Raw genomic sequence first — 19,134 nt, 5'->3', positions numbered from 1 at the left:
GGTAGCGTGCCCCGCGTCGATGCTCCCAGTTTGAGGTTCGTGAGACATGGAGTTCGCAAGGCCGCGAGTCGCAGCTGTCGGCTTGGACCAGGAGCGGGTTGACGCCATCGAGCCGCTGTGCGGAACGCTGCACAACGTGGCTTCCTGGGCCGACTACGTCGAGCGCTTCAGTCCGTTCGAAACGGACATAGCGGTCATGTCAGCGCCGCATGTGGCGAGGTTTCCGAGGGCGATACACGTGCTCGCTCTTGCGCCGCGGTGGCTGGAGACGCATTGGCACCACCCGGACACGCGCGGGGTTACGGGCAAGATCGCGCTTCGATCCGAGAACAGCACCGAACACCAGTTGTGGGTGCCTGAGACTTGTCCCGAGTTCTACAGGGAGCTGGCGGATGATCTAGTGAAGTCGTTGTGGAGCGACAGCGATGCGCCAGAGACGATTGAAGCAACGCGTGACTGGGAGGCAGATCCAGAGCATCTGGTTGAAACGACCATCAGACGTCCGGTCGCGCTGCGCTATCAACGCACGCACGCAGGTCAGGGCGAAGGTCAACCGATCATCACGCTCGCGCTGCCGTTCGTTGACAATCTCGGCGCGTGGTTTCGCTCGTTTCTTCAGGACCTGCACGAGATCTCGCCTGGCCGCGTCCCCACGCCGCCGCCGCGACTGTTGCAGCCGTCGGACTGGTACACCCCCGACCAGCTACGCGTCGCCCGGAAGATCGCCGACATCGACTCCAAGATCGAACGGATGCGAAGGAACCGAGAGCGTCTGAAGGACGAGATGCGCGTCGAAGCTGAGCGTGCCGAAGCCGGAGTCGTTCGGGCTCTGTGGAGCGATGGCGACGACCTTGTCGAGGCCGTCGAAGAACTCCTAGCCGGAATCGGATTCCAAGTGCGCAACATGGATAAGGAGAAGTCGCCCAGCGATGCGAATCGCGAGGATCTGCGCCTGACGGTGCCCGGTGACGACACGTGGGAGGCGATCGTCGAGGTCAAGGGCTATCCCAACGACACCAAGTCGAGCGACGCCCGTCAGTTGCGCGAATACCGCGATCTATATCGCGAGGAGAATGAGCGCTTCCCTGATCTGACTCTATGGATCACGAACCCGCACCGGCGCAGGGATCCCTCGACTCGGCCTTCGCCCAACCCTGCGCTCGACGAAGTCGCCCGAGTCGCCGAGACCGTTCACATTCGGACTGTTGACCTGTTCCCCATCTGGCGAGATGTCGCCGAGGACCGAATGGAATCCATGGATGCGATCCGTCTCATTCAGTCCGCGCGACCCGGCACTTGGATTAGCCCCGCCATAGGAGATGAACACCGCTCGCAGAATGACTCGACAGCCGATGGCGGTTAGCGACTGCGGAAGCCGCCTGCTGCGCAGCATGACCCGACCAAAGTGCTGACCGTGACGCGCAGGGAAGTCGTTGTGTCGCCGGCAGGACCAGGTCGCTGGGCGATAGGAGTGCTCGCCGCATCGCTGACCCGGTGGTTCCGCAAGAAGGTGCCTGACTACTGCTCGCACTCATGACCGATCCGGCCGGTCAGCAACAGGTGTCCTTTCCACTGCGGGAGCTTCGGCGCAAAACGGCCGAGCGGGAGGCTGCAGGCGAGAACCGCTGGACCGAGACGCTGGACTCAGCGACGCGCAGATGCAGGCAAAGACAAGCCAAGCAGACTCTGCCGTTGAGGACTTCACCGACGCTAGCGACGGCGTGCGCGGGAGCGTCGATCGCGAAGTCGGATTCGCGCATGGTCTCGGCAAACCGGCGATCTTCACCTATAGACGAGATCATCCGCAAGAACTGCAGTTCGGATACGCAGCACCCGGCATCTCGCCTGGAACGAAACCGAGGACCTGCGAGTTCGTCTCGACGACCAGATCAGGCACCTCGTGAGGTGGGATGCGGGCGAGAGAGGATCCAAGTCACGGGACTCATGCGCGTGGCTACACGGGCTGATCGCGTGTGTTCACTCGAAGCCATAGCTGATCACTTCGACGATCTCGCATGTTCTCACGTCCATCAATCCCCGCGCGTCAACGCGCACCATGCCACCGAACGCGTTGCGTGCCCCGTAGTTGAGCCGAATGAGGATCGTTCCGTCGCTGGTGCTGTCTGACGAGTTGTAGTAGGTGCCGTGCGTTTCCATGCTGCCCGGATCGTTCAGCACTCCCCGTATGAGCGCCTCGAAGCCCTCGTGGTTGCCATCCCAGGCCGATACGCACGGCTCGAAGGCCTCTGCTGCCGTATCCGGGAACGGACTGCTGCGCTGTGTATCAGGCCGCACTGTGGTCGCCGTGGGAACAGGACGCCTATCGTCAGTTGCGGGTGTCGAGTCCTCGGATTCATCGGTGAGCGCACCGATGGCAGCTGCCAGGATCACCAAGCCGAGAATCGAGAGACCAGCGATCCGCCACCGCCGCCTCCTGCGTCCGCTGCGACCTTCTGCCTCATTCACGCTCGTAGTTCCAGTCTTGTCTTGGTGGGCTGCTGACGAGCACTCTGCCTAGCTGTTCAGGGGTGACGGGCAGCGATCCGACCTTTGGGCGGGGTTGCGTGCTTTCTGCCGTTTCGTGACCTGCTTGTGGCACTCGTCCATGATCATGGGACTCATGCGCGTGACTACACAGCAGATTCATGCGCGTGTGTACCGGTAGTGCATGCGGTAACCAAGCTGGTCGTCGTCAAGCTGTCCTGAATCACAGAACCGCCATAGCACGCCCTCTACAAGATCAGATGAAACCTTGTTGTTGTCAGGGAACAACCGCTGACGAATCTGCACCGCTGTGAGCGTGTCGTCGCCGATGGCATCTAGCACCGCAGCTTCGAGATGGGTCACGCCGATGAGTGCCTGTTGCGATGGTTGCATCATTCTGCCGGAATCGTTCCCAACACGACCCTGCCGTCCGCGAGTTCGGCAACCGGTCCGGAACTGAGGTCGACCCGCAAGTCCAGCTTCTCCAGCCATCCGGACGTGGCACCGGGACCGTCCGCGATCCTCACTTCGTCGTCTGTGAGAAGCGGGTCGTTACTCAGCCACACTTCGACCGGTAGGAATTGTTGATGGGGTATTCCCTTGAATCTCGGGGGTGGCGCTACCTTGGCCACGACCCACGTCTTGCGAGTGTCTTGGCTCATGTGTCAAGACTCTCGGTTCGGTACTTGGCGAGTTCTGCCGCTAGCGTCTCGAATCCGTGCGCGAGCGCGACCATGAGGTCATCGAAGACGAGTTGGGCGTTGCGCCGGTGCTGGCTGTTCTCCCGCATCGGAGCGATCTGGTGGCTCATGTCACGTGCCCAGTTCTCGACTGCCACGGCGAGATGGTCAACGGACGGTGAACCACTCATGATGCCAGCGTGTTGGACGCGACGCTGTCACCGACCAACCTGCAGCGTGTTCTCGGGGTGCGTGTTTGACAGGGCGCCTTGACGTCGACGCCGCGTGGTTGGTTGGTGTCGTCGAGGCGCCAGGCCCGAAACGGACGCGTGTCAGCCATCTCACTTCCTCTCGCTTCGGAACGGGCGGGACTCTACCCACGGCCTCGCGGTCGATGTGCGCCAGCTCGCTTCGGGGGATCGCTAGTAGCGGTGGATCACCCGCCCCATCCGGCAGTCCATCCAGCTGAGCCGATTGAGATCGTGACGCCGCAGTACTCGCAACATCGCCGCCTGAGGCACCCCAGTGCGCACCGACAGAAGGGTCGGTCCCCGCGTGGTTGAGCGCTGTGGTGGGCAGGACCGATCTCCGATTGTCGAGTCGGTGCTCACGCGAAACCGATGCGGTCGCCTGGACCGGTCCGCCAGACCTGCCACGCCCTCAGCCTGGTAGCGGTGCCACCACTTCGCCACCGTGCCCCGCGCCAGGTCCATCTGGCGGGCCACCTCGGCCTGAGTCGTCCCTGCCTCGGTTCGCTCCACCAACAGCAGCCGCCCAGCGGGCGTCAAGCGAGCATCGGCGTGAGACATTGAGCCCCCGGCGCGATCATGGAGGTCCTCTCAGACACCACGCTCGCAAAGGAAGCTCAACCTGTCACACTGATACCAACCTCAGTGTCCACGACATCTAGGCGCAGGCTCGGCGCACACTGTCCCAGTCCGCTCCTGCGGGCGCTGCGGCCCACATGCGGTTCGCTGCTACAGCGCGCCGGTCGATGGCGTCGCGCAGCGCGTGCAGCTCGCCGGGGGGCCAGTCAGCGGTCCGGTCGCCGTAGCGGGCTTATAGGGCTCGCCGGTCGCGGTCGGCTTCGGCCCAGTCGTCGTAGTGGTCGCAGTAGTCGTCGAAGATGCAGCCGAACGGGGCCAGCAGCAACGCTGAGGCGAGTGTCAGCGCAGCAATGCCGGTCATGGCCCCCATCCGTCGAGGTCGTGACAGTCGGCCGAGGAGTCGCCGAAGTCCAGCGATCCGCCGTAGTAGGCGTTGATATCCTGCGCCAGCAGCGCCGCGGCGTTGGCATCGGCGTAGGTGCCGACGGCGACGGCCTGCTCGATGCCGCCACTGAACGCGACCACGCTGATGTCGTAGCTGCCGTCGTCGTTGGCGTAGCACGACCCGTACAGCAGGGCGTCGCGGGGCGCTGCGGTCTGGACGATGTTCTTGATCTCTACCTCGTCGACCGGGTTGGCGACGGTCACCGGCTCGCCTATGGCGTCTTGCAGGTTCGTTAGGTCTTGACGGATGGTGAGCCACCCGACGATGGCGATGGCGACGAGCGCCAGCGCCGCGAGGGCGGTGACGACGTTAGGCCAAGTCCGCGCGGCGGGTCGGGCCGATTGCGGGGGTGGAGTATTCTGATCGGTCCCGTTATTCATGTGGCTGGGTCCCTCCGGTAGACGGCTGTCGTCTGTCACGAACGCCAACGCAGTCGCACCGGAGGGACCCCACGAATGGGGGACCCTCAGCTATGTGGGGTTGCGACCGCGCCTGCGGATCACATGGCGTTCGTGACTTCGAAGACCGTAGCCGGAGGGGTCAACCCGGTTTGTCACCTTGTGGGGCGTGCGTTACGGCGGACCTATTGCAACCGCCACACAGCCCGACAAGCCGCGACCTGACGACGATGAGCGCCCGCGAAACGACGGCTGAGCATCCCCGACCGCCCCGAACGCATCGCTCGAACTGTTGCCGTCACACGTCCACCATCACAGCGACAACTGCCATCGCCGAACTACTTGTTAGGCACCACGCCATCGGTAACTGCGTAAGTCATTCCCGCCGTGGCCGATGTTCCTTAATCCAGTCGCCGCACTCGTTGTGCTGACGCTGAAGTACAGCGACCGCAGTGTCTACGACAAGTTCATCTCTGGCGCCATCAGTGGCTACCACGCGGCCGCTGCTTTCAACCTGAGTCAGCCCAATCCTCACCGAGAGGCCGCGGCGTTGATGCCATGGATGCAAGCCCAACTAGCCCTTTGCTCTCTCGGACCCCGAGCGACGACTCTCTTCCATGAGGAGTTTATGGAGCGCTTCATTGCCGCAGACGCCGGCTCGGCAGACGATTGCACGGCAGTGCACGCGGCGCTACAGGAGCTGTGCAGCGACGCCGACAACATCTCCACGGTGACAACGTCGTTGCTCTACTTGATATCCCTCGTCGAGATGTCCGAACCCCCGGCCTGAGCCATTGGACGCCGCCGTAGCCATGGCAGCTTCATGATCGGCTCATAGCGTCGCTCCTAATGGCGCCCGGCTGTCGATCGCCGTCTCATTTGACAACCGAACCCAGACTCTCCGTAACGCATTCGCGCAAACAGGACACTCGCACGGGACAAGCGACCCGGCACGCTGCAGCTAGCACTCGATGTCTTCATAACCGGCCGACAGATGGTTCGATGCGCGGGCCAGCAGAAACCCCGACGTATCGGTCTGTCGCGGCACAGCCTTACTTCGCTGACCTCGGCGAGGTCGTCGAGCACAAGCGGATGAAGCGCGCCTATCAGGTGATTGGCTCGAACATCACCAGTGATGCGTCGGGCGCGCGATGCCGCATCGGCACTCTGAATCACCCTGAGAACACGATGGGACCTGACTTCTAGTCAGACGAGGTGCGCAAGATCGGCGACGTATCTAGCTGATCTCGGGCGGAACGAGCCCTGGCTTCGGCATCCCGTCATGAAGCGACTGAACTTGCGTGAGAGGGTCGCCCCGGACGCCATGCTGGCCCTTACGACGGCATCGTCCTCAAGAAGCTTGTTCCAGAGGACACTCAACCACGCGGCAAGCCACGAGGTGAATTGTCGCAGGCTTCATGTCCAACACTTCACTGGATGGGGGCGTCTGACAGTGGCGGTTGGGTCTGGGGACCGCAACCCGTGGCGAACTCATGAGTGATATAGGCGGTGCCGAGGAAGGGCGCCGACCAGATTAAACCGCGACGAATGCGCACTAGCCACTCCAATGACAGCAACCCGAGTTGCGCACAGAGGTGGCGGTACGTAGGGGACCGCAGTCTCAGCGCGACTCTGACTGCTTCGCGTTGCGTGCTGCGTTGGAAGCGTTCAATACGTGTATAGGCGGGGTCATTCTTGACCGGGGCGTCGATCTGCTCGTTGAGAATCTCCTCAAGCAGCTCATCGACGACGCCTTGGTGTTCAACGTTGCGCAACGGCCTCTGCTGGGGCGATCCGTCCGCTTCGCTGACTTCGATGGCACCCATCGAGATCACGCTGGTCAGCCACAACCGAAGGCGCTCTTCTCGTGATTGTGTCGCCCAAGGGCAGGAGCAGCCGATGTCGTGCTTGTCAGCACGTAGAGGGCGAGGGCAAGCGCAGCGGAACCGTTGTGCTCCGAAGAACCGTCGTGGGCTGCGGGGCCGCAGCCCAGCGATGCGGGTCACTCAGCAGTATCAGGCTTCTCAGCGGTGTGTGGCTTCGGGGCCGGTGCAGGCTCTTGCTGATTGGGCTGCTTGATCCGTTCGTTGGCCTGTTGTGCGTACATGTGAGGAGGCATCGAGCGAACCACTGAGCGAGCATCCTGGTTGATTCTCTCGTTGCCTGATTCCAACGCTGTTTTCTGGCCTAGCTGACGAAACGAGCCGGACGCACAAGATCGCCTAGCAATTGCGCGGTATCAAGGAGCATTCTCACCGGTAAAGGCGCCCGGAAGTGCGTCGTGCTCGATCCTGAAACGCCTCTCGGCGATCAATGCAGCGACGCCGATGCCCGTTCCGCATCAAGAAATTCAATACTCGCCTCAGTGTCGCCTTCGCGATGCGCCACTGTGACTGTCATGCTGCCGTGCGCATAGATCCGCAGGCGGATGCCTCGTTCTGAAAGGCGGGCGTCGAGTTCGTCGAGCGCAGAGACAAGCTTCGGTTCGCTGCATAAGCGCTCTTCGGAGCATCGCGCGGCGTCGAGGCTGGGTTCGTCAGGCAGCGTCAGCATCGGAGGGTGTTGTGGGGATGACTGCGGCAACTGCGACCGTCGCGTTGTCGTCGAGCCCGAAGCCGCGTGCTGCCCACATGATCCGCTCAGCGATCTCATAGGCACCGGTGGTGCCGGAGTGCATGAGCGACGCGACGGCGTCTGCTATGACACCGGACGCCGGTGCGGCTACCTCAAGCGCCGGTCGGATGAGCGCCTCCCACGCTCCGTCCGAGACGACCACGGCGGCGAACGCCGTGAGGTTCTCGGGCGTATCGATGTCCTCGTCGCAGAAGACATCCATGGGGTCGCTGCGGTCGTTCGCAGACCTCGGCCAGACCCGCGGCGCGCCCAGAAATCTCGTCACATTGCCGTAGTCCCCGGCGCTGCGATGGGCACTCCCGACCGGCCTGCCGTGCCAGCCCATGTCGTCACGCCACAGCACCACCACTCTGCAGTCCCCGGCGATCCCCACCGCCAAGCCGTCCTGCGGCGTCCACGCCACGACGCTGAGCTTGCTCGCCGGGCACGATCGAATGTCGCGCATCGCGAACCGCGAGTGACGCGGCGCGAGCCTCGCGACGGTCTTGTGAGCAGCCCTGAACGCTGCATGCATCCCGTCTGTCCCCGCGATGCGCATCGGCAGTGCTCTGATGGCGCCGCGGGCCGCCGCACGGGCGCGCGGGTGGCCGCCCAGGCCGTCCGCCACCGCGATGAGCCACGAGCCGTCAGCTTGCAGACGGCACAACGCATGGTCCTGGTTCTCGTCGCGTGGACCCGTCTCCGAACGCCACGCCACGCTCACCGGGCGAGCCGACAGGTACCGCCCTTCGATGTCGGCACGCCGTGTCGCTGTGTCCATGTCGGCGCAGCCTGGCGTCCCGACCCGCGCCAAGGCAAGGATTTGGATTCTGGGCGTTCAGTAGTCGGGGTCGAGCTGGCTGGAGTAGACGACGCCCCAGCGGTCCGGTATTCCGCTCCACTCGGGGTAGCCGTCGTGCATCGCCACCGCGTGCCGGGCGCGGATGCTGCGGACATGGCGCCAGAGCGGCCGCAGGCTGATCCAGCGGTCGCGGCCCCGGAGCTGTTGCAGAATCGAACCTGTGCGTTGCGGGACGTGCGGCGGATAGCTGCTCGCTGCTGCGGCGAGCGTCTTGGGGCGCAGCAGCCGTTCGCACAGCATCTCCAAGGCAATTTCGACGACATGGTGGAAGCCGTCGCATCGCTCAGGTGATTCCATGATGTCCAGCAGAATCGTCTCAGCTGCCGCGACGCGCACGATGCGCTGCTCGGTCCTCGGGACACCTCCGCCGGCCGTTGTCGGCTCGCACAGCCTTCCCATGATCGCCACAGGCCGATCGTGCTCAGGATCAACCGGATGGAACCGGGTCGCCGCGTCGCGTGGTCCGTAGATGGGGTGAAGCTCCAGCGCGTCCATGGCCATGTCGCCGTCGACCCCGACGTTCACGCGATTCCCCGACACCTGGCAAGGGGCCGCACCTTGCATCTCCGCCGCCGCTGCGTAGCTGACGTAATACCCGACCTTGAGATGCCGCATCATGTCGTCCAGGTAGGCAACGAGAGTTGGAGCGGTTCGTTCCCTGCCGTGGTAGCCCCAGGTCATGACCCAGCCGTCGCGGCACACCCGCAGCGTCAGCGACTCGGTTTCCATCTCAGTGAGCAGGCGGCGCGCTTGATCCACGCCCATCCCGAGCCGTTCCGCCGCTGCTTCGGTGGAGAAGAATGTCTTGGGCAGTTCGGCGAGCTCTTGCTCAGCGTCATCGAGAGCGAGTGATGGCATGCATGGGCACCCTGGCGTCTTGAGATGGGCCAGAGCAAGGAATCGGGATGGCGCGAAGCGCGCTGCTCTAGGGAACGATCGTCGAGCGGTCTTTGAGCGGTTGGGTGTTGCGTACAAGCAGCTCGTCTTGGGCGGGCTTGCCGATGGTGCTGACGGTGAAGCGGTACTCGCGTTGGCGTGCGAAGCGGGGATGCTTGACGAACGCGAACGCGCTTGCTCGGTGCTGGACCGGGAGGTGCTTGATGTGCCTTTCGTGGTCGTTGGTGTACACGACAGGCCCGTGGCAGACATGCACGACGCGTTCGAAGTTCGTCTGCGTGCGCAGCGCATGCTCCTGCAGTCGATGGAGCCACTCGCCGAGCGCGGCTGGGGGTGCGGGGGCCATCTGCGCGAACGCGCTGGCCAGCTCCTGTGCGAACCCGGCGGGATGGCCCAGGTCGGTCATGCAGTCTGCTTCGAACTCGTTCTCCAGAGCGGCGCGTTCGCGCTGTGTGCGCGGACACGTCGACGCACAGAAGAACCAGCTGCCGTCGCCTTGGTAGGCCACTGAGCCGTCGATCACATGCCGCAACCAGCCGTTGTCCAGCGCGTCGGGGTTCCACTCGGCAAGGCTGCTTCGCAGCGATTCGACATATCGCGCCTCGTCCGGGTCGCGGATGCCGGTGGCATCGCCGGGGTAGTCCCGGTAGTACTGCGCGGTGCCGAGCTTGATGCACTCGGCGTCAATGGCCGAGTGGCGCCGAGCCGAGTACTTGACGACGCTCGCCGGTGTTGCGCTCGTGTGAGGCGCATCGAGGTCGACACGATGCACGAACGCCAGCGAAAGGTACGGCTTCGCCTCGGCGAACACGGATTCGAGCCGAATCTCGGGGCAATCGGAATGTTCCCGCAAGTCGTCAGAGATGGACACCTCCACCCGCGAGCCATGGGCGGCCAACAGCTCGACCCCTTCTGGCGTGTCAAGCCTGATGGGCGCAGCATTACTCATGAACGCGCCCATTCGGTCCGCCGCGCCTGAGCATCACTGGCCGCGAGGTCCGTTCCGAGCATGTCTGCGTGTGCCTAAGGGAGCAGCTTGGCGACCCACAACCATTGGTGAGGCCAGGTCGTGCTCGACACGTCAGGAAGCACCTCTCCATTCTGCGCAGAAGTCCCAGTTCGGGTGGACGATGGGGTATGCAGCATTGCGAACCTCAAGATATGGCCTGATTGCAGCGTCCTCGTCGTCGAATGCGCCGCTTCCGAGACCAGCGGGTTCTATCGGGATGCTTGGGGGAAAGCGGCGACATCGGCCGAAGTACTCGGTCCTGCTGAAGCTGCCCGGGTTCACGCGTTCGCGTCCCTGCTCGTCGATTCGGAGACTCTCGCCTTCGACCAACATTGAGGGATCGAACCACGCACAAGTTCCGCAACGATCGGGGTCCAAGACTGTCGGTTCTGGCATGACCGGCAGTGTATGCGGCACATTCCGTTGAACATTCGTTAGACACTTTCACGGGCCGACTAATTCGCTAGACATTTGATTTCGCGAACAGGTTGTGGTTCGGCTCCCGGCCCGCTATATAGGTGTCGAGTCGCTGCGGCCAGGTGCCTGTGCTTGGGGCCGTCGTCTGCACACACAGTGCTCTTTGACACTGTGATTTCAAATCAGATTGAATGTTCTGGGCCAAGCATTTGGCGCGCCTCGACTCATCAATATAGAGAAATTCACCTAAGGAGTGAAAATGCAAAAGAAGAATGAAATTTCAATTCAGAAAGAAGAAACAAGAGGAGGAAATGTCATGAAGAAGATTGCGAAATGGTTGAAACTGAGCATGCTAATGAATCGGGCACCTCAGGTGCGGCGGGCTGCGTCGAGCGATCCGAGTTCGGGTTCTCGGTTCACCAAGCAACCGACGAATCGACCGGCTTCACTCGGCTGGTCTGACTGGGGCCGTCGACTACAGGAATTCCCCGGCGAGAGTCACCACGGCTACACGACACGCCGCTGCATGCGCAGCGGTGCGAAGAAGTGGGTGGATCACGCCTGTCGCAACGGTCTGGACCCTGCACGGCAGGACTGGCTGGCAGTCGACAGGATGCTCACACAGGGCAACCTGTCGGCCGGCACCCGTCCGGTCTACAGAAGCCACATCAGGTCGTGGTTCTCTTGGTGCCGAAAGAAGCGAGGCGATTGGGCGGAGCACCCGTGTTCGGCCGGGGAATCCGGCTAGTGCCTGAGACTGTCGGCTTCTGAGCCCCAAGAGCCAAGTCGCGTCGGCAGCCAAGGCCCCGCCCAGCGACGGGTGTGCGCCAGGGCTGTCGGCGCGACGTGGCGTGCAAGCGTGCGCAACTGGTGCCGCTCATGGTGCGGCGGCGTATCTGACCTGTCTGCGCCGTTCAGCGTGGATAACTGGATTTATCGCTGCAGCCTGCGCATCGGGTCACGACGCTGCGTGTCGGTGGTCCCCTGATGGGCAGCTCCCTTTCGGCAAGCCGGATGCCGCGCGGCTGAAGTTCCAGTGGAATTCTGCACTCGGTGCTGCATATTGCCTGTATGGGCTCTGCAGAGGCGCTCGCCTGCATGCCGTTCGTGTTCAAGACGCACGACTTCTGCGCGCATGCGGGCATCGAGCCGTCGTCTGCGTCGCGTGCGCTTCGTGCTGCCGCCGCTGAAGGCGTCATCACACGACTGGCGCGCGGCCTGTGGCAGCGCCGCGACTGCGAGGCGCCGCTCGCCGAACACCACTCGCATCATCCGTTTCCGCCCGCTTGGATGAACGCCAACGAATGCTCGCTCGACGCAGTGTTCGGTTCCGCGCCGCGCCGCTTCTCGCACATGACGGCGCTGGAAGCAGCGGGCGTGCCGCTTGTCATCGGGCGGCAGATGTCGTTCCCGCGTGAGAGCGCGAGAACGGCGATGCCGCTGGGCATCACGGTGTTCGGCGAACCCCGTGACCGTGTGCCGCTGTTCGCTGCGAGGGTGACTGAGCGCACCTGGATGTCGTCCGGGACGCGCGCTGCCATCGAGACTGCCCAGCACGACATCGCAGCGCCTCAGTGGGACGAACGCATCGCATGGGTGTTCGCTGAGGACGGCGGCGGGATCCTCAACGCCGAAGAAGCCGTCGAGATCAGCGAGGTTTTGAAGATGCGGGCCGGATTGCGGCGTCTGTCGTCCATCGCGGACGCATTGCGCCGTCTCGCCGCTGACGACCCCGACATCGGCTTAGGTAGCGTCCCCGGTGAATGGGCGGACATCGTGAACGCCCGCCGCGGCGACGTGTGGATTCGCCTGCACCGATCTTCGCGGACACCGCTCGAACCGTCCGATGCTGCGTGGGTGGACAACGAGCGCAAAGTGCTTTGGCATCGGCATCCAGAAGCGCTCGCAGCATCTCTCTCGACCTGAACGTCACCTCTTGCGCATTGCCGTCGCACGGTCGTTGCGTCTTGGGGATCGACGCAACCAGCTGCACAAGTCGGCCGGCGCTGTCACGCTCTCAGATTGGCAGCGGCGATATCGCGTCGGGTAGGGCCAATCCGGCGGATCACCTCGGACTGAGAACTGTCGGTTTCGGTCCGCTTCGCCGGCAAAGGCCGCCTAGTAGGCGTCAAGCGAGCATCGACGGGAGACATCGAGCCTCCTGTCGCCGTGGCTGTACTCGCCAACACCACGCTCGCTCAGGAGGCTCGACCCGGCACCCTGCTTCGAACCTCTATGTCCACGACACGTAGTTGCCGTTCGTGAACAGTGCAAGAGGTGCGTCCTCGAACTTGTCTCCCTCTTGAACCTGCGCGTGGCGGAAGGTCTGCCCAGTCGAATCCAGTTCGTGCTCGGCTATCGGACTCTGAGACTCGCGAAGCTCTGCGCGGGCTGACGCTATGCCGCTGCACTTAACGGCGGGTACTTGTCGTTCAGCGCGTGGATGAAGGACAGGTAGCGCGTGTGGGCTCGGTAGAACCCGATCACGAAGCTGCGCATGCGTGTGGGCCAGCGGCCGGTGAACAGGATGATGACGTAGGCGATCGTCACCACTGCGACGACGAGATAGGAGTAGACGATCACGAACACGATTTGTGGCAGCCCGTAGATCACTCGGAACAGCGATGTCAGGCGATTGCGGTTCTCCAGCTGCGCGGCGATGTTGACTGCGACTGGTGAGCCGCCCGGGTCGTCTGCCGCAGAAGAGAACTCGAATTTGGGGTACTGCTCGTGGATGATGTGCAGGTATGAGAGCACCCGGTGGTAGTGGCGGACGTACATCACTTGGAAGTTCGCGATGCCCGCCGGCAGCTTGCCGGTGATGAAGATGATGATCCACGTCAGGATCGACAACAGCCAAGCCGCAGTGACAAAGACCATCTGGATCACTTGGTGCGGAAGCAGCAAGATCCAGTGAACGAGCGGTCGCCAGTTCGCTACGCGATCCGGGGCGTCGACTGAAACTGAGGCTGGGTAGTCCATGCGGCGAAATTACTCCGGCCCTGACACGAGGCAGTGACACATGCGGCTCGGACACAACCCGTCACGGCGCCAAGTGGGGAAAGCTGTCGTCGTCCGCGGGATGTGCACGAGCGACGGCGGTCATGTCGTCTGCGGACGCTCATGACCTGATCGCCGCGCAATTGTCGGCAGATGCACTCGACACGGTTGTGCGCCTGAAGCGCGTGGATGTGTGCACTCGCGCCCCGCCACAGCAGCGCTCGACTGAGCACCGAGAAGAACTGGGCGTCGCGCGCATCGCGGACGCGGCACACCTTGCGCAGCCTGTCGCGGTAGGCATCGAGAGATTCGCTGCTTCCTGAGGTCACGATGTGAGTCTCAGCAGCTTCCAAGGCATCAGCTAGCTCGATGGCAGCGGTGTCGGTGGTGCTCATCGGGCGGGCAGGCTAGAGCCAGCGCTGGCTCGGGAGCTTCAGAGCTACTGCCGCCAAGACTGCTCCACTCCCATGAATCCGTGCTCCGGCGAGCACGGCCTGCTTCGCTTCCGAACCATCGATGGCGAATCCCTCGCGGGCGCCATCACGGGGTGAAGGAGCTTCCCGCCATCGTGATGAAGTACGGTCCTCGCGATCTCAAAATCAAGCTCGTGATTCGTGCCGAAGTGGCAAAGTGCGAGAGGCGAAGGCGTGAAGGAGCCGACGACGCTCGGAAGGGCGATCGCGCTTGTGCTGGTCCTCGTGCCTCTGGTTTGGGCCGGCTCGTGCGTTTGGCGATGGGCCGGCAGTCCCGCAGACAACGAACCCGCCCGAGAGTGGGAGTTGGACTTCTGTGATCACTTCTACGACTGGCGAGTATTCGACAATGAGATTCAGCGCATGCAGCGCAGGTACGGCGACCTTACGGCAGACTGGCCGGGCTTCGAGCTTGAGCGACTCAAGCGCATGGTGGATGAACGAGCACAGGCAGCATCGGCCATGTGGGACAAGGCTCCCGCCAGCATGCGCACGTGGTCCGATGTCCGTTCGTTCTGTTGACGATTCGGTTGGATCATGACACTCGTCGTCGCAGTGTGTGCCTGGGTGCAGATCGCTGTAGATGGCGCGTGTGCAGCGCCGCCGCTCTCTGGCTGGTTGCCTAGCCCCTTCGGGCATGGATGCGCGCCAGCACGCTCAAGCCGCTGTCGAACACATTGCCGAGGCTGTCCTGATGGTGCTCTCTGAAGCTGCCCGGAGCGGCCGTCCGGCGATCTCGCGTGCCGAGATCAGTCGCCGTGTCGGCATCCCTGAGACCAATCGAGGAAAACAGTGGATCACGTCTTGGGTGCTGTTCTGGCTCGAAGAGCAAGGCAAGGTGCGCCAGCACAAGCCCCGACAAGGCTGGTCGCTAGCGCGATAGCTGCCGGGACATATCCAGGAGGACTCGGACCGTCGTCGAGTGCCTGGTCACTCGCGGCTGCAGAAACCTGATGTCGTCAGCTGCGTAGCCAGTCGCCACACTGATTGAGGTGAGCGGGGCGTTTGGTGGTCACGGCTCGGCACGCGCTGCCGCGCATCGAAGCAGCGCCACGCGCTTGCCCGCAGCAGCCTGCGATGGTGAGTACGAGATGCTCGAACAATGCGTCAGGTTCAGGTCTGCCAAGCGGGTTGGGCCGCTGTGTCTGAACAGTCACCCTCGGTTCCGTGTCGGGCAGAAGTCGAGGGCAGTAGGCCACGAGCGGCTCTGTTGCGCCGTCAACGCCGATATTCGAAGCCGAGGTGATTATGCAGGCCGGTCGCGTTCTCCCACAGATAGTTATCGGGTGCGCTGACCTGCCGGCAGGTGCTGAAGGCTTAGAGCAGCAGCAGTTCGAGTGTGAAGTCTTCGATGTTGTCGACGCAATTGCGGTCGCCGGTCACGGTGCGTGCGACGGTGTGCTTGTGGAACTGGTCGATCCGGTCCATTGCCGCGAGGGCTTGTTCCAACGCCCCGCCATAACTCGGCGATAGCTCTGAGCAGTTGGTCGTGAAAGGGTCCAACGGGTGCGGACATGACAGCCATGATGGCTGTCTGCATGATCGCTGCCCATGACGAGGATTGGTTCCGGGATCTCTATGCCGAGACCTACCGGCCCTTGCTGGCCTATGCCAGCCGCCGGGTTGATCGTACGACGGCCGACGAGGTGGTCGCCGACACGTTCCTGACTGCGTGGCGCCGGCGAGACGACGTTCCCGACGGCGCTGAACGCCTGTGGTTGTTCGGTGTGGCCCGCAACGTGATCCGCAATGCTGCACGATCGAGCCGTCGACGCGAGGCGGCGCAGCATCGGCTGCGCATCGCGAGTCCACCCGAGACCATCGAGGTCATCGCGCCCCCCGCCGATGACCGCGCGGCGCTGCTCAGGTCGGCGCTCGGCGACTTGTCGGAGGCCGATCGCGAAGTGCTCATGCTGGTGGCCTGGGAAGAACTCAGCCACGCCGAGATCGGCGTAGTCCTCGGCATCTCGGCCAACGCTTCGGCAATCCGTGTCCACCGGGCTCGCAAGCGGCTAGCTGCGCGGCTTGACCGACGAGAACACGCTGACGACGGAGGGACCGGCGAATCGAATGTGAAAGAACGGCGTCGTCGCGGACAGGCAGCGGTCGAACACGATGAACCGCACCAGCCCACTCAGGGGTCGGATGACTCGGCAAGGAAGGCCCGATGAACCGCACTGATGTACACGACAACCTCATCGACGAGCTGCGCCGGGCCAATCCGGTCAATGCCGATTCCCTGGCGCCGGCGACGGATCCGGATCCAGCTAAGTCGCTGGAAATGATCTTGGCGGACGGCGGTGATCCGTATCTGCCGAGCCGGGGAGTTCATCGGTCGCGCAGGATGGGCCGGCTCAGCGCACCTGCTCGTCAACATTGGATCAACGCCGCAGCCGCAGCCGCAGTGATCGTAGTTGTCGCCGCTGCGACCGTCGTCGTCTACGACGCCGGCACCGGCCGCGATGCAACCGCCGCAGTGCACCAGGCCGTCGAGGCCACCATTGCGGTGAGCGACTCGTCAACTTCATCCACGACGGTCGTATTCGATTTCGACGATTTCACTGAACCGTGGGTATTGACCGTCGACGCGACATTCGCGAACGGGAGTGTCGCGTACCGAGTGACGCCTGGACCCGTTGCGGAGGACGTGAACGTCCCGCAGATGGACTCCTACGCCGAGGTCATTGTCGACGGCCAGACGTACCGCTCGGTGGCCGAAGGACCATGGGAGGGTCCCATTCCGGTCGCTTCGTCCGCAGGCGAGCCGGGCTCGGCCATCCAGTCGAACCTGACGTTCGGCGTCGCAATCGACGATCTCGGGGATCTCTACGACTTCGTTGACGTGGGTGACGAGATCCTCGATGGAATCGCTGTGGCTCACTACCGAACCCACACCACGCCTGCAGGTGCGGGGGCAGGTTTCTTGATGTCGCTCGGCATGTTCATGATGGTGACGGGCCAACAGCCGACCGAACAGCTGGACCGCACCCAGCTCGACGTCTGGGTGGACAGCGATGACCTGATCCGCCGCGTGAGCTACAGCGCCGAGATCGACGGCACCGGCTCATTCACAGTTGTCACGGAGTGGGGTGACTTCGGAGACGCCCCGCCGATCACGGCGCCCACGAACTGAGCCTCAACGTCATCGGCTGCAGGACGACGTGCCCGAGTGGGATATCGGCTGATTTGTTTCTGCTGGTCGGCCGCTGCGAAAAGAAATGTCGGCTGGCTCGTTCCAAAAGACACGCCAAGTTGCTCAACCGCGTGGATTGTCTGGGCCTTCTTGGCTCAATGATGAGTCTGCGGTGCCGGACCGGTCGTTGGATGGCCCCAAGCCTTGCTTCATGCGCCGTCCAGCCGCCGCTGCTGACTTGCCCGTTGCGATGCCTGCGGAGGCCGCTTGTCCAGCGACTGCAGCACCGGCATGGACCGCCTGTCGGCCGGCTGTGGCCGCTCCTTGAGCAATCGCGACTCCCGCCTTCGCAGCGAACTCGGCCGAGTCAACACTGAGCGAAGCACCCTGGGCGGCGATTTGGCCCACCAACGATTGCGCGCCACCCTTGACGAATTCGCACACGTCGTTGAGTTCCACGTTCTTCGCGGCCTTCTGCGCAAGCACCCCCGCCGAGATGCCAGCCAGCATCCCGACACCCGCGGGACCGCCGGCGACTCCAACGAGCGCTATCGCGCCCAGGCTGGTGCCCGACACGAGCGCTCCCTTGAACGCCCCGTCGGCAAGATCGCCATAATCGCCGGCCACGCGCGACTTGTGGAACGCACGCCCCAGAGCGACGACGGCGATGGGCATGAGCACCGGGTTGGTGCTGAGCGCTGCGCTGAGCGCCATCGATGAGGCCATCTGAGCGAACTTCTCCGTGTCGGCCCGGTTCCAGCCGTAGATGACTGACACGATGCCGACCGAACCGCCGAGGAGGTCAGCGGCATCATAGGTGACCAGTTCGTTGAGCCAGCTCTTGGGGATGCCGAAGCTGGATTTCAGCGACTCAGCCACAGCGTCGTAGGTGGGTTTGTCCCATGTGGCCAGCGGCAGCCCCTGCGGCGTGGAGACGTCTCGCAGCAGCCCCTGGATCGCTCCGAGCGTCTCCTGGATCAGCGTGTCGTCGGCCGAGGCTTCCGATGCCGCCTTGAAGGCTCCCGAGATCGTGTGCCCGCCGTCGAAGAGCCGGTGAGCGCCACCCCCGATGTGGGTTTCGATGTAGACGGCGTCCATTGCCTTGTCGTAGATGGTCGGTGCGCCCTTGACGGCGCCAGCGACTATCTCGTTGACGGTCGAAGACAGATCACTTGCAATGAGCGCCTGTGCCGACGAGAACACGTGCGCGGTGGCCGCACTGGTCGTGTCGAACGCCCACCGTGCACCCTTTGCTGCGGCTCGCCCGCCGGCAGCGCTGGCCTTCGCGGTCCCGCTGGCGATGGTCTGAGCGGCGGCAGCTCCGGTAGACGCTGCAGACTTCGCACGATCCGAAATCGGCCGATCTGTCACCGCTTCGCGTGCCTTCCGCATCCCGGCCGCTGACGCGCCGGCTGCCTGCTTGCCCGCAGCGAGGGCACTGCCAGCCAATCGCTTGAGTCGCCCAGGCTCGTCGTTCTCTGACTCAACCGCGCCCTCGTCGGACCGTTCTGGCTGATCGACCATCGGGCCGAAGCTAGTGCGGGTCTGCAGTCCGCAGCGCTTCGCGTCGTGATTCCGGAAGCGGACTAACCCGCCGACACCCGCTTGGGCCATTGGCTCACAACGAGCCGCATTGAGCCCGACGGCGGCGCCCAGCGCCACCACGTCGTCACCATCCCCCGGCCACCGGGCGGGTCATCTCGGCCTGGGTTGTGCGCTCCTCGATCCGTTCGACCAGCAACAACCGATCTGCCAGTGCCTAGCGAGTGTCAGCGTGGAACATCGAGCTTCCATTCGTCGTGGTTGTTCTCGCAGTAGCCACGCTCGGACGCGAGGCTCAACCTGCCACCTGCTCCTGATCTCAATGGCCAGAACATCGAGCCGTGCATGGCATGG

Annotated in this window: 24 protein-coding genes; 8 read left to right on the top strand and 16 right to left on the bottom strand. The window is 63.5% G+C overall.

What is annotated here, in order from left to right; genetic code table 11:
- Positions 1-46: 46 nt before the first annotated feature.
- Entirely contained in the window at positions 47-1,363 is a 1,317-nt protein-coding gene (locus tag ACOGXE_RS07175) for a hypothetical protein (protein ID WP_419933261.1), read from the top strand.
- A 614-nt stretch (positions 1,364-1,977) separates the two neighbouring features.
- Here the strand turns inward: ACOGXE_RS07175 and ACOGXE_RS07170 are convergent.
- From ACOGXE_RS07170 to ACOGXE_RS07140, 7 genes are all read right to left on the bottom strand, one after another.
- Entirely contained in the window at positions 1,978-2,466 is a 489-nt protein-coding gene (locus ACOGXE_RS07170; RefSeq protein ID WP_419933260.1) for a hypothetical protein, read from the bottom strand.
- 177 nt (positions 2,467-2,643) lie between these two features.
- The gene (locus tag ACOGXE_RS07165; RefSeq protein ID WP_419933259.1) at positions 2,644-2,880 is read right to left on the bottom strand and encodes a hypothetical protein; all 237 of its coding nucleotides are present in this window, start codon (positions 2,878-2,880) and stop codon (positions 2,644-2,646) included.
- Positions 2,877-3,146 carry a hypothetical protein gene (locus ACOGXE_RS07160; RefSeq protein WP_419933258.1) on the bottom strand — a complete coding sequence of 90 codons (270 nt, stop codon included), beginning with the start codon at positions 3,144-3,146 and terminating at the stop codon, positions 2,877-2,879. Before ACOGXE_RS07160 ends, ACOGXE_RS07165 begins: the two co-directional genes overlap by 4 nt.
- Positions 3,143-3,355 carry a hypothetical protein gene (locus ACOGXE_RS07155; protein ID WP_419933257.1) on the bottom strand — a complete coding sequence of 71 codons (213 nt, stop codon included), beginning with the start codon at positions 3,353-3,355 and terminating at the stop codon, positions 3,143-3,145. Before ACOGXE_RS07155 ends, ACOGXE_RS07160 begins: the two co-directional genes overlap by 4 nt.
- Positions 3,356-3,586: 231 nt before the next feature.
- On the bottom strand, positions 3,587-3,973 hold the full coding sequence (locus tag ACOGXE_RS07150) for a helix-turn-helix domain-containing protein (protein WP_419933256.1): 387 nt from the start codon (positions 3,971-3,973) through the stop codon (positions 3,587-3,589).
- Between the two features lie 250 nt (positions 3,974-4,223).
- Positions 4,224-4,352: a hypothetical protein gene (locus ACOGXE_RS07145; protein WP_419933255.1), complete on the bottom strand. Its 129-nt coding sequence runs from the start codon at positions 4,350-4,352 to the stop codon at positions 4,224-4,226.
- Positions 4,349-4,816 carry a hypothetical protein gene (locus ACOGXE_RS07140; RefSeq protein ID WP_419933254.1) on the bottom strand — a complete coding sequence of 156 codons (468 nt, stop codon included), beginning with the start codon at positions 4,814-4,816 and terminating at the stop codon, positions 4,349-4,351. The genes ACOGXE_RS07145 and ACOGXE_RS07140 overlap by 4 nt, the downstream gene beginning before the upstream one ends.
- A gap of 442 nt (positions 4,817-5,258) precedes the next feature.
- On the opposite strand from ACOGXE_RS07140, the gene ACOGXE_RS07135 reads away from it, so the two are divergent.
- Positions 5,259-5,624 carry a hypothetical protein gene (locus tag ACOGXE_RS07135; protein ID WP_419933253.1) on the top strand — a complete coding sequence of 122 codons (366 nt, stop codon included), beginning with the start codon at positions 5,259-5,261 and terminating at the stop codon, positions 5,622-5,624.
- Between the two features lie 640 nt (positions 5,625-6,264).
- On the opposite strand, the gene ACOGXE_RS07130 is transcribed toward ACOGXE_RS07135, so the two are convergent.
- The 5 genes from ACOGXE_RS07130 to ACOGXE_RS07110 all read right to left on the bottom strand — a co-directional run bounded on the left by ACOGXE_RS07130 (position 6,265) and on the right by ACOGXE_RS07110 (position 10,167).
- Positions 6,265-6,660, bottom strand: coding sequence for a hypothetical protein (locus ACOGXE_RS07130; RefSeq protein WP_419933252.1), 396 nt, complete (start codon positions 6,658-6,660; stop codon positions 6,265-6,267).
- Between the two features lie 484 nt (positions 6,661-7,144).
- Positions 7,145-7,387, bottom strand: coding sequence for a hypothetical protein (locus tag ACOGXE_RS07125; protein WP_419933251.1), 243 nt, complete (start codon positions 7,385-7,387; stop codon positions 7,145-7,147).
- Positions 7,371-8,228, bottom strand: a complete 858-nt coding sequence (locus tag ACOGXE_RS07120; RefSeq protein WP_419933250.1) for a protein phosphatase 2C domain-containing protein — start codon at positions 8,226-8,228, stop codon at positions 7,371-7,373. The genes ACOGXE_RS07125 and ACOGXE_RS07120 overlap by 17 nt, the downstream gene beginning before the upstream one ends.
- A gap of 57 nt (positions 8,229-8,285) precedes the next feature.
- A complete protein-coding gene (locus ACOGXE_RS07115) occupies positions 8,286-9,167 on the bottom strand; it encodes a type IV toxin-antitoxin system AbiEi family antitoxin (RefSeq protein ID WP_419933249.1) in 882 nt (293 codons plus the stop codon).
- A gap of 67 nt (positions 9,168-9,234) precedes the next feature.
- The gene (locus tag ACOGXE_RS07110) at positions 9,235-10,167 is read right to left on the bottom strand and encodes a hypothetical protein (RefSeq protein WP_419933248.1); all 933 of its coding nucleotides are present in this window, start codon (positions 10,165-10,167) and stop codon (positions 9,235-9,237) included.
- Between the two features lie 724 nt (positions 10,168-10,891).
- Here ACOGXE_RS07110 and ACOGXE_RS07105 point away from each other — a divergent pair.
- Both ACOGXE_RS07105 and ACOGXE_RS07100 read left to right on the top strand, forming a co-directional pair.
- Positions 10,892-11,380 (top strand): hypothetical protein, encoded by a 489-nt coding sequence (locus ACOGXE_RS07105; RefSeq protein WP_419933247.1) that lies wholly within the window; start codon positions 10,892-10,894, stop codon positions 11,378-11,380.
- A 323-nt stretch (positions 11,381-11,703) separates the two neighbouring features.
- The gene (locus ACOGXE_RS07100) at positions 11,704-12,558 is read left to right on the top strand and encodes a hypothetical protein (protein WP_419933246.1); all 855 of its coding nucleotides are present in this window, start codon (positions 11,704-11,706) and stop codon (positions 12,556-12,558) included.
- Between the two features lie 471 nt (positions 12,559-13,029).
- On the opposite strand, the gene ACOGXE_RS07095 is transcribed toward ACOGXE_RS07100, so the two are convergent.
- Both ACOGXE_RS07095 and ACOGXE_RS07090 read right to left on the bottom strand, forming a co-directional pair.
- Positions 13,030-13,614, bottom strand: a complete 585-nt coding sequence (locus ACOGXE_RS07095; protein ID WP_419933245.1) for a DUF4389 domain-containing protein — start codon at positions 13,612-13,614, stop codon at positions 13,030-13,032.
- Positions 13,569-14,027, bottom strand: coding sequence for a hypothetical protein (locus ACOGXE_RS07090; RefSeq protein WP_419933244.1), 459 nt, complete (start codon positions 14,025-14,027; stop codon positions 13,569-13,571). The genes ACOGXE_RS07095 and ACOGXE_RS07090 overlap by 46 nt, the downstream gene beginning before the upstream one ends.
- A gap of 252 nt (positions 14,028-14,279) precedes the next feature.
- On the opposite strand from ACOGXE_RS07090, the gene ACOGXE_RS07085 reads away from it, so the two are divergent.
- A complete protein-coding gene (locus ACOGXE_RS07085) occupies positions 14,280-14,627 on the top strand; it encodes a hypothetical protein (RefSeq protein ID WP_419933243.1) in 348 nt (115 codons plus the stop codon).
- A 115-nt stretch (positions 14,628-14,742) separates the two neighbouring features.
- Complete coding sequence (locus ACOGXE_RS07080; RefSeq protein ID WP_419933242.1) at positions 14,743-14,988, top strand: hypothetical protein; 246 nt, start codon at positions 14,743-14,745, stop codon at positions 14,986-14,988.
- A 434-nt stretch (positions 14,989-15,422) separates the two neighbouring features.
- Here the strand turns inward: ACOGXE_RS07080 and ACOGXE_RS07075 are convergent, their stop codons facing one another.
- Entirely contained in the window at positions 15,423-15,554 is a 132-nt protein-coding gene (locus ACOGXE_RS07075) for a hypothetical protein (RefSeq protein ID WP_419933241.1), read from the bottom strand.
- Positions 15,555-15,619: 65 nt separating this feature from the next.
- Here ACOGXE_RS07075 and ACOGXE_RS07070 point away from each other — a divergent pair, with 65 nt between their 5' ends.
- Together ACOGXE_RS07070 and ACOGXE_RS07065 are read left to right on the top strand one after the other, a co-directional pair.
- The gene (locus ACOGXE_RS07070; RefSeq protein ID WP_419933240.1) at positions 15,620-16,276 is read left to right on the top strand and encodes an RNA polymerase sigma factor; all 657 of its coding nucleotides are present in this window, start codon (positions 15,620-15,622) and stop codon (positions 16,274-16,276) included.
- A complete protein-coding gene (locus ACOGXE_RS07065; RefSeq protein ID WP_419933239.1) occupies positions 16,273-17,238 on the top strand; it encodes a hypothetical protein in 966 nt (321 codons plus the stop codon). Before ACOGXE_RS07070 ends, ACOGXE_RS07065 begins: the two co-directional genes overlap by 4 nt.
- A 123-nt stretch (positions 17,239-17,361) precedes the next feature.
- Here the strand turns inward: ACOGXE_RS07065 and ACOGXE_RS07060 are convergent, their stop codons facing one another.
- Positions 17,362-18,762 carry a hypothetical protein gene (locus ACOGXE_RS07060; protein WP_419933238.1) on the bottom strand — a complete coding sequence of 467 codons (1,401 nt, stop codon included), beginning with the start codon at positions 18,760-18,762 and terminating at the stop codon, positions 17,362-17,364.
- Positions 18,763-19,134: the final 372 nt, after the last annotated feature.

The sequence above is a fragment of the Candidatus Poriferisodalis sp. genome (assembly GCF_965208555.1).
Classification (GTDB): Bacteria; Actinomycetota; Acidimicrobiia; order Acidimicrobiales; family Poriferisodalaceae; genus Poriferisodalis.
This window is presented reverse-complemented; position numbering and strand designations above follow the sequence as displayed.

Excerpts from the sequence above, each read along its gene's own strand:
- ACOGXE_RS07100 (WP_419933246.1), top strand. The coding sequence starts at position 11,704 with ATGGGCTCTGCAGAGGCGCTCGCCTGCATGCCGTTCGTGTTCAAGACG.
- ACOGXE_RS07130 (WP_419933252.1), bottom strand. The coding sequence starts at position 6,660 with ATGGGTGCCATCGAAGTCAGCGAAGCGGACGGATCGCCCCAGCAGAGG.
- ACOGXE_RS07070 (WP_419933240.1), top strand. The coding sequence starts at position 15,620 with ATGACAGCCATGATGGCTGTCTGCATGATCGCTGCCCATGACGAGGAT.
- ACOGXE_RS07125 (WP_419933251.1), bottom strand. The coding sequence starts at position 7,387 with ATGCTGACGCTGCCTGACGAACCCAGCCTCGACGCCGCGCGATGCTCC.
- ACOGXE_RS07160 (WP_419933258.1), bottom strand. The coding sequence starts at position 3,146 with ATGAGCCAAGACACTCGCAAGACGTGGGTCGTGGCCAAGGTAGCGCCA.
- ACOGXE_RS07155 (WP_419933257.1), bottom strand. The coding sequence starts at position 3,355 with ATGAGTGGTTCACCGTCCGTTGACCATCTCGCCGTGGCAGTCGAGAAC.
- ACOGXE_RS07105 (WP_419933247.1), top strand. The coding sequence starts at position 10,892 with ATGCAAAAGAAGAATGAAATTTCAATTCAGAAAGAAGAAACAAGAGGA.
- ACOGXE_RS07120 (WP_419933250.1), bottom strand. The coding sequence starts at position 8,228 with ATGGACACAGCGACACGGCGTGCCGACATCGAAGGGCGGTACCTGTCG.
- ACOGXE_RS07090 (WP_419933244.1), bottom strand. The coding sequence starts at position 14,027 with ATGAGCACCACCGACACCGCTGCCATCGAGCTAGCTGATGCCTTGGAA.
- ACOGXE_RS07150 (WP_419933256.1), bottom strand. The coding sequence starts at position 3,973 with ATGTCTCACGCCGATGCTCGCTTGACGCCCGCTGGGCGGCTGCTGTTG.
- ACOGXE_RS07110 (WP_419933248.1), bottom strand. The coding sequence starts at position 10,167 with ATGGGCGCGTTCATGAGTAATGCTGCGCCCATCAGGCTTGACACGCCA.
- ACOGXE_RS07140 (WP_419933254.1), bottom strand. The coding sequence starts at position 4,816 with ATGAATAACGGGACCGATCAGAATACTCCACCCCCGCAATCGGCCCGA.
- ACOGXE_RS07175 (WP_419933261.1), top strand. The coding sequence starts at position 47 with ATGGAGTTCGCAAGGCCGCGAGTCGCAGCTGTCGGCTTGGACCAGGAG.
- ACOGXE_RS07115 (WP_419933249.1), bottom strand. The coding sequence starts at position 9,167 with ATGCCATCACTCGCTCTCGATGACGCTGAGCAAGAGCTCGCCGAACTG.
- ACOGXE_RS07165 (WP_419933259.1), bottom strand. The coding sequence starts at position 2,880 with ATGATGCAACCATCGCAACAGGCACTCATCGGCGTGACCCATCTCGAA.
- ACOGXE_RS07145 (WP_419933255.1), bottom strand. The coding sequence starts at position 4,352 with ATGACCGGCATTGCTGCGCTGACACTCGCCTCAGCGTTGCTGCTGGCC.
- ACOGXE_RS07080 (WP_419933242.1), top strand. The coding sequence starts at position 14,743 with ATGGATGCGCGCCAGCACGCTCAAGCCGCTGTCGAACACATTGCCGAG.
- ACOGXE_RS07060 (WP_419933238.1), bottom strand. The coding sequence starts at position 18,762 with ATGGTCGATCAGCCAGAACGGTCCGACGAGGGCGCGGTTGAGTCAGAG.
- ACOGXE_RS07065 (WP_419933239.1), top strand. The coding sequence starts at position 16,273 with ATGAACCGCACTGATGTACACGACAACCTCATCGACGAGCTGCGCCGG.
- ACOGXE_RS07095 (WP_419933245.1), bottom strand. The coding sequence starts at position 13,614 with ATGGACTACCCAGCCTCAGTTTCAGTCGACGCCCCGGATCGCGTAGCG.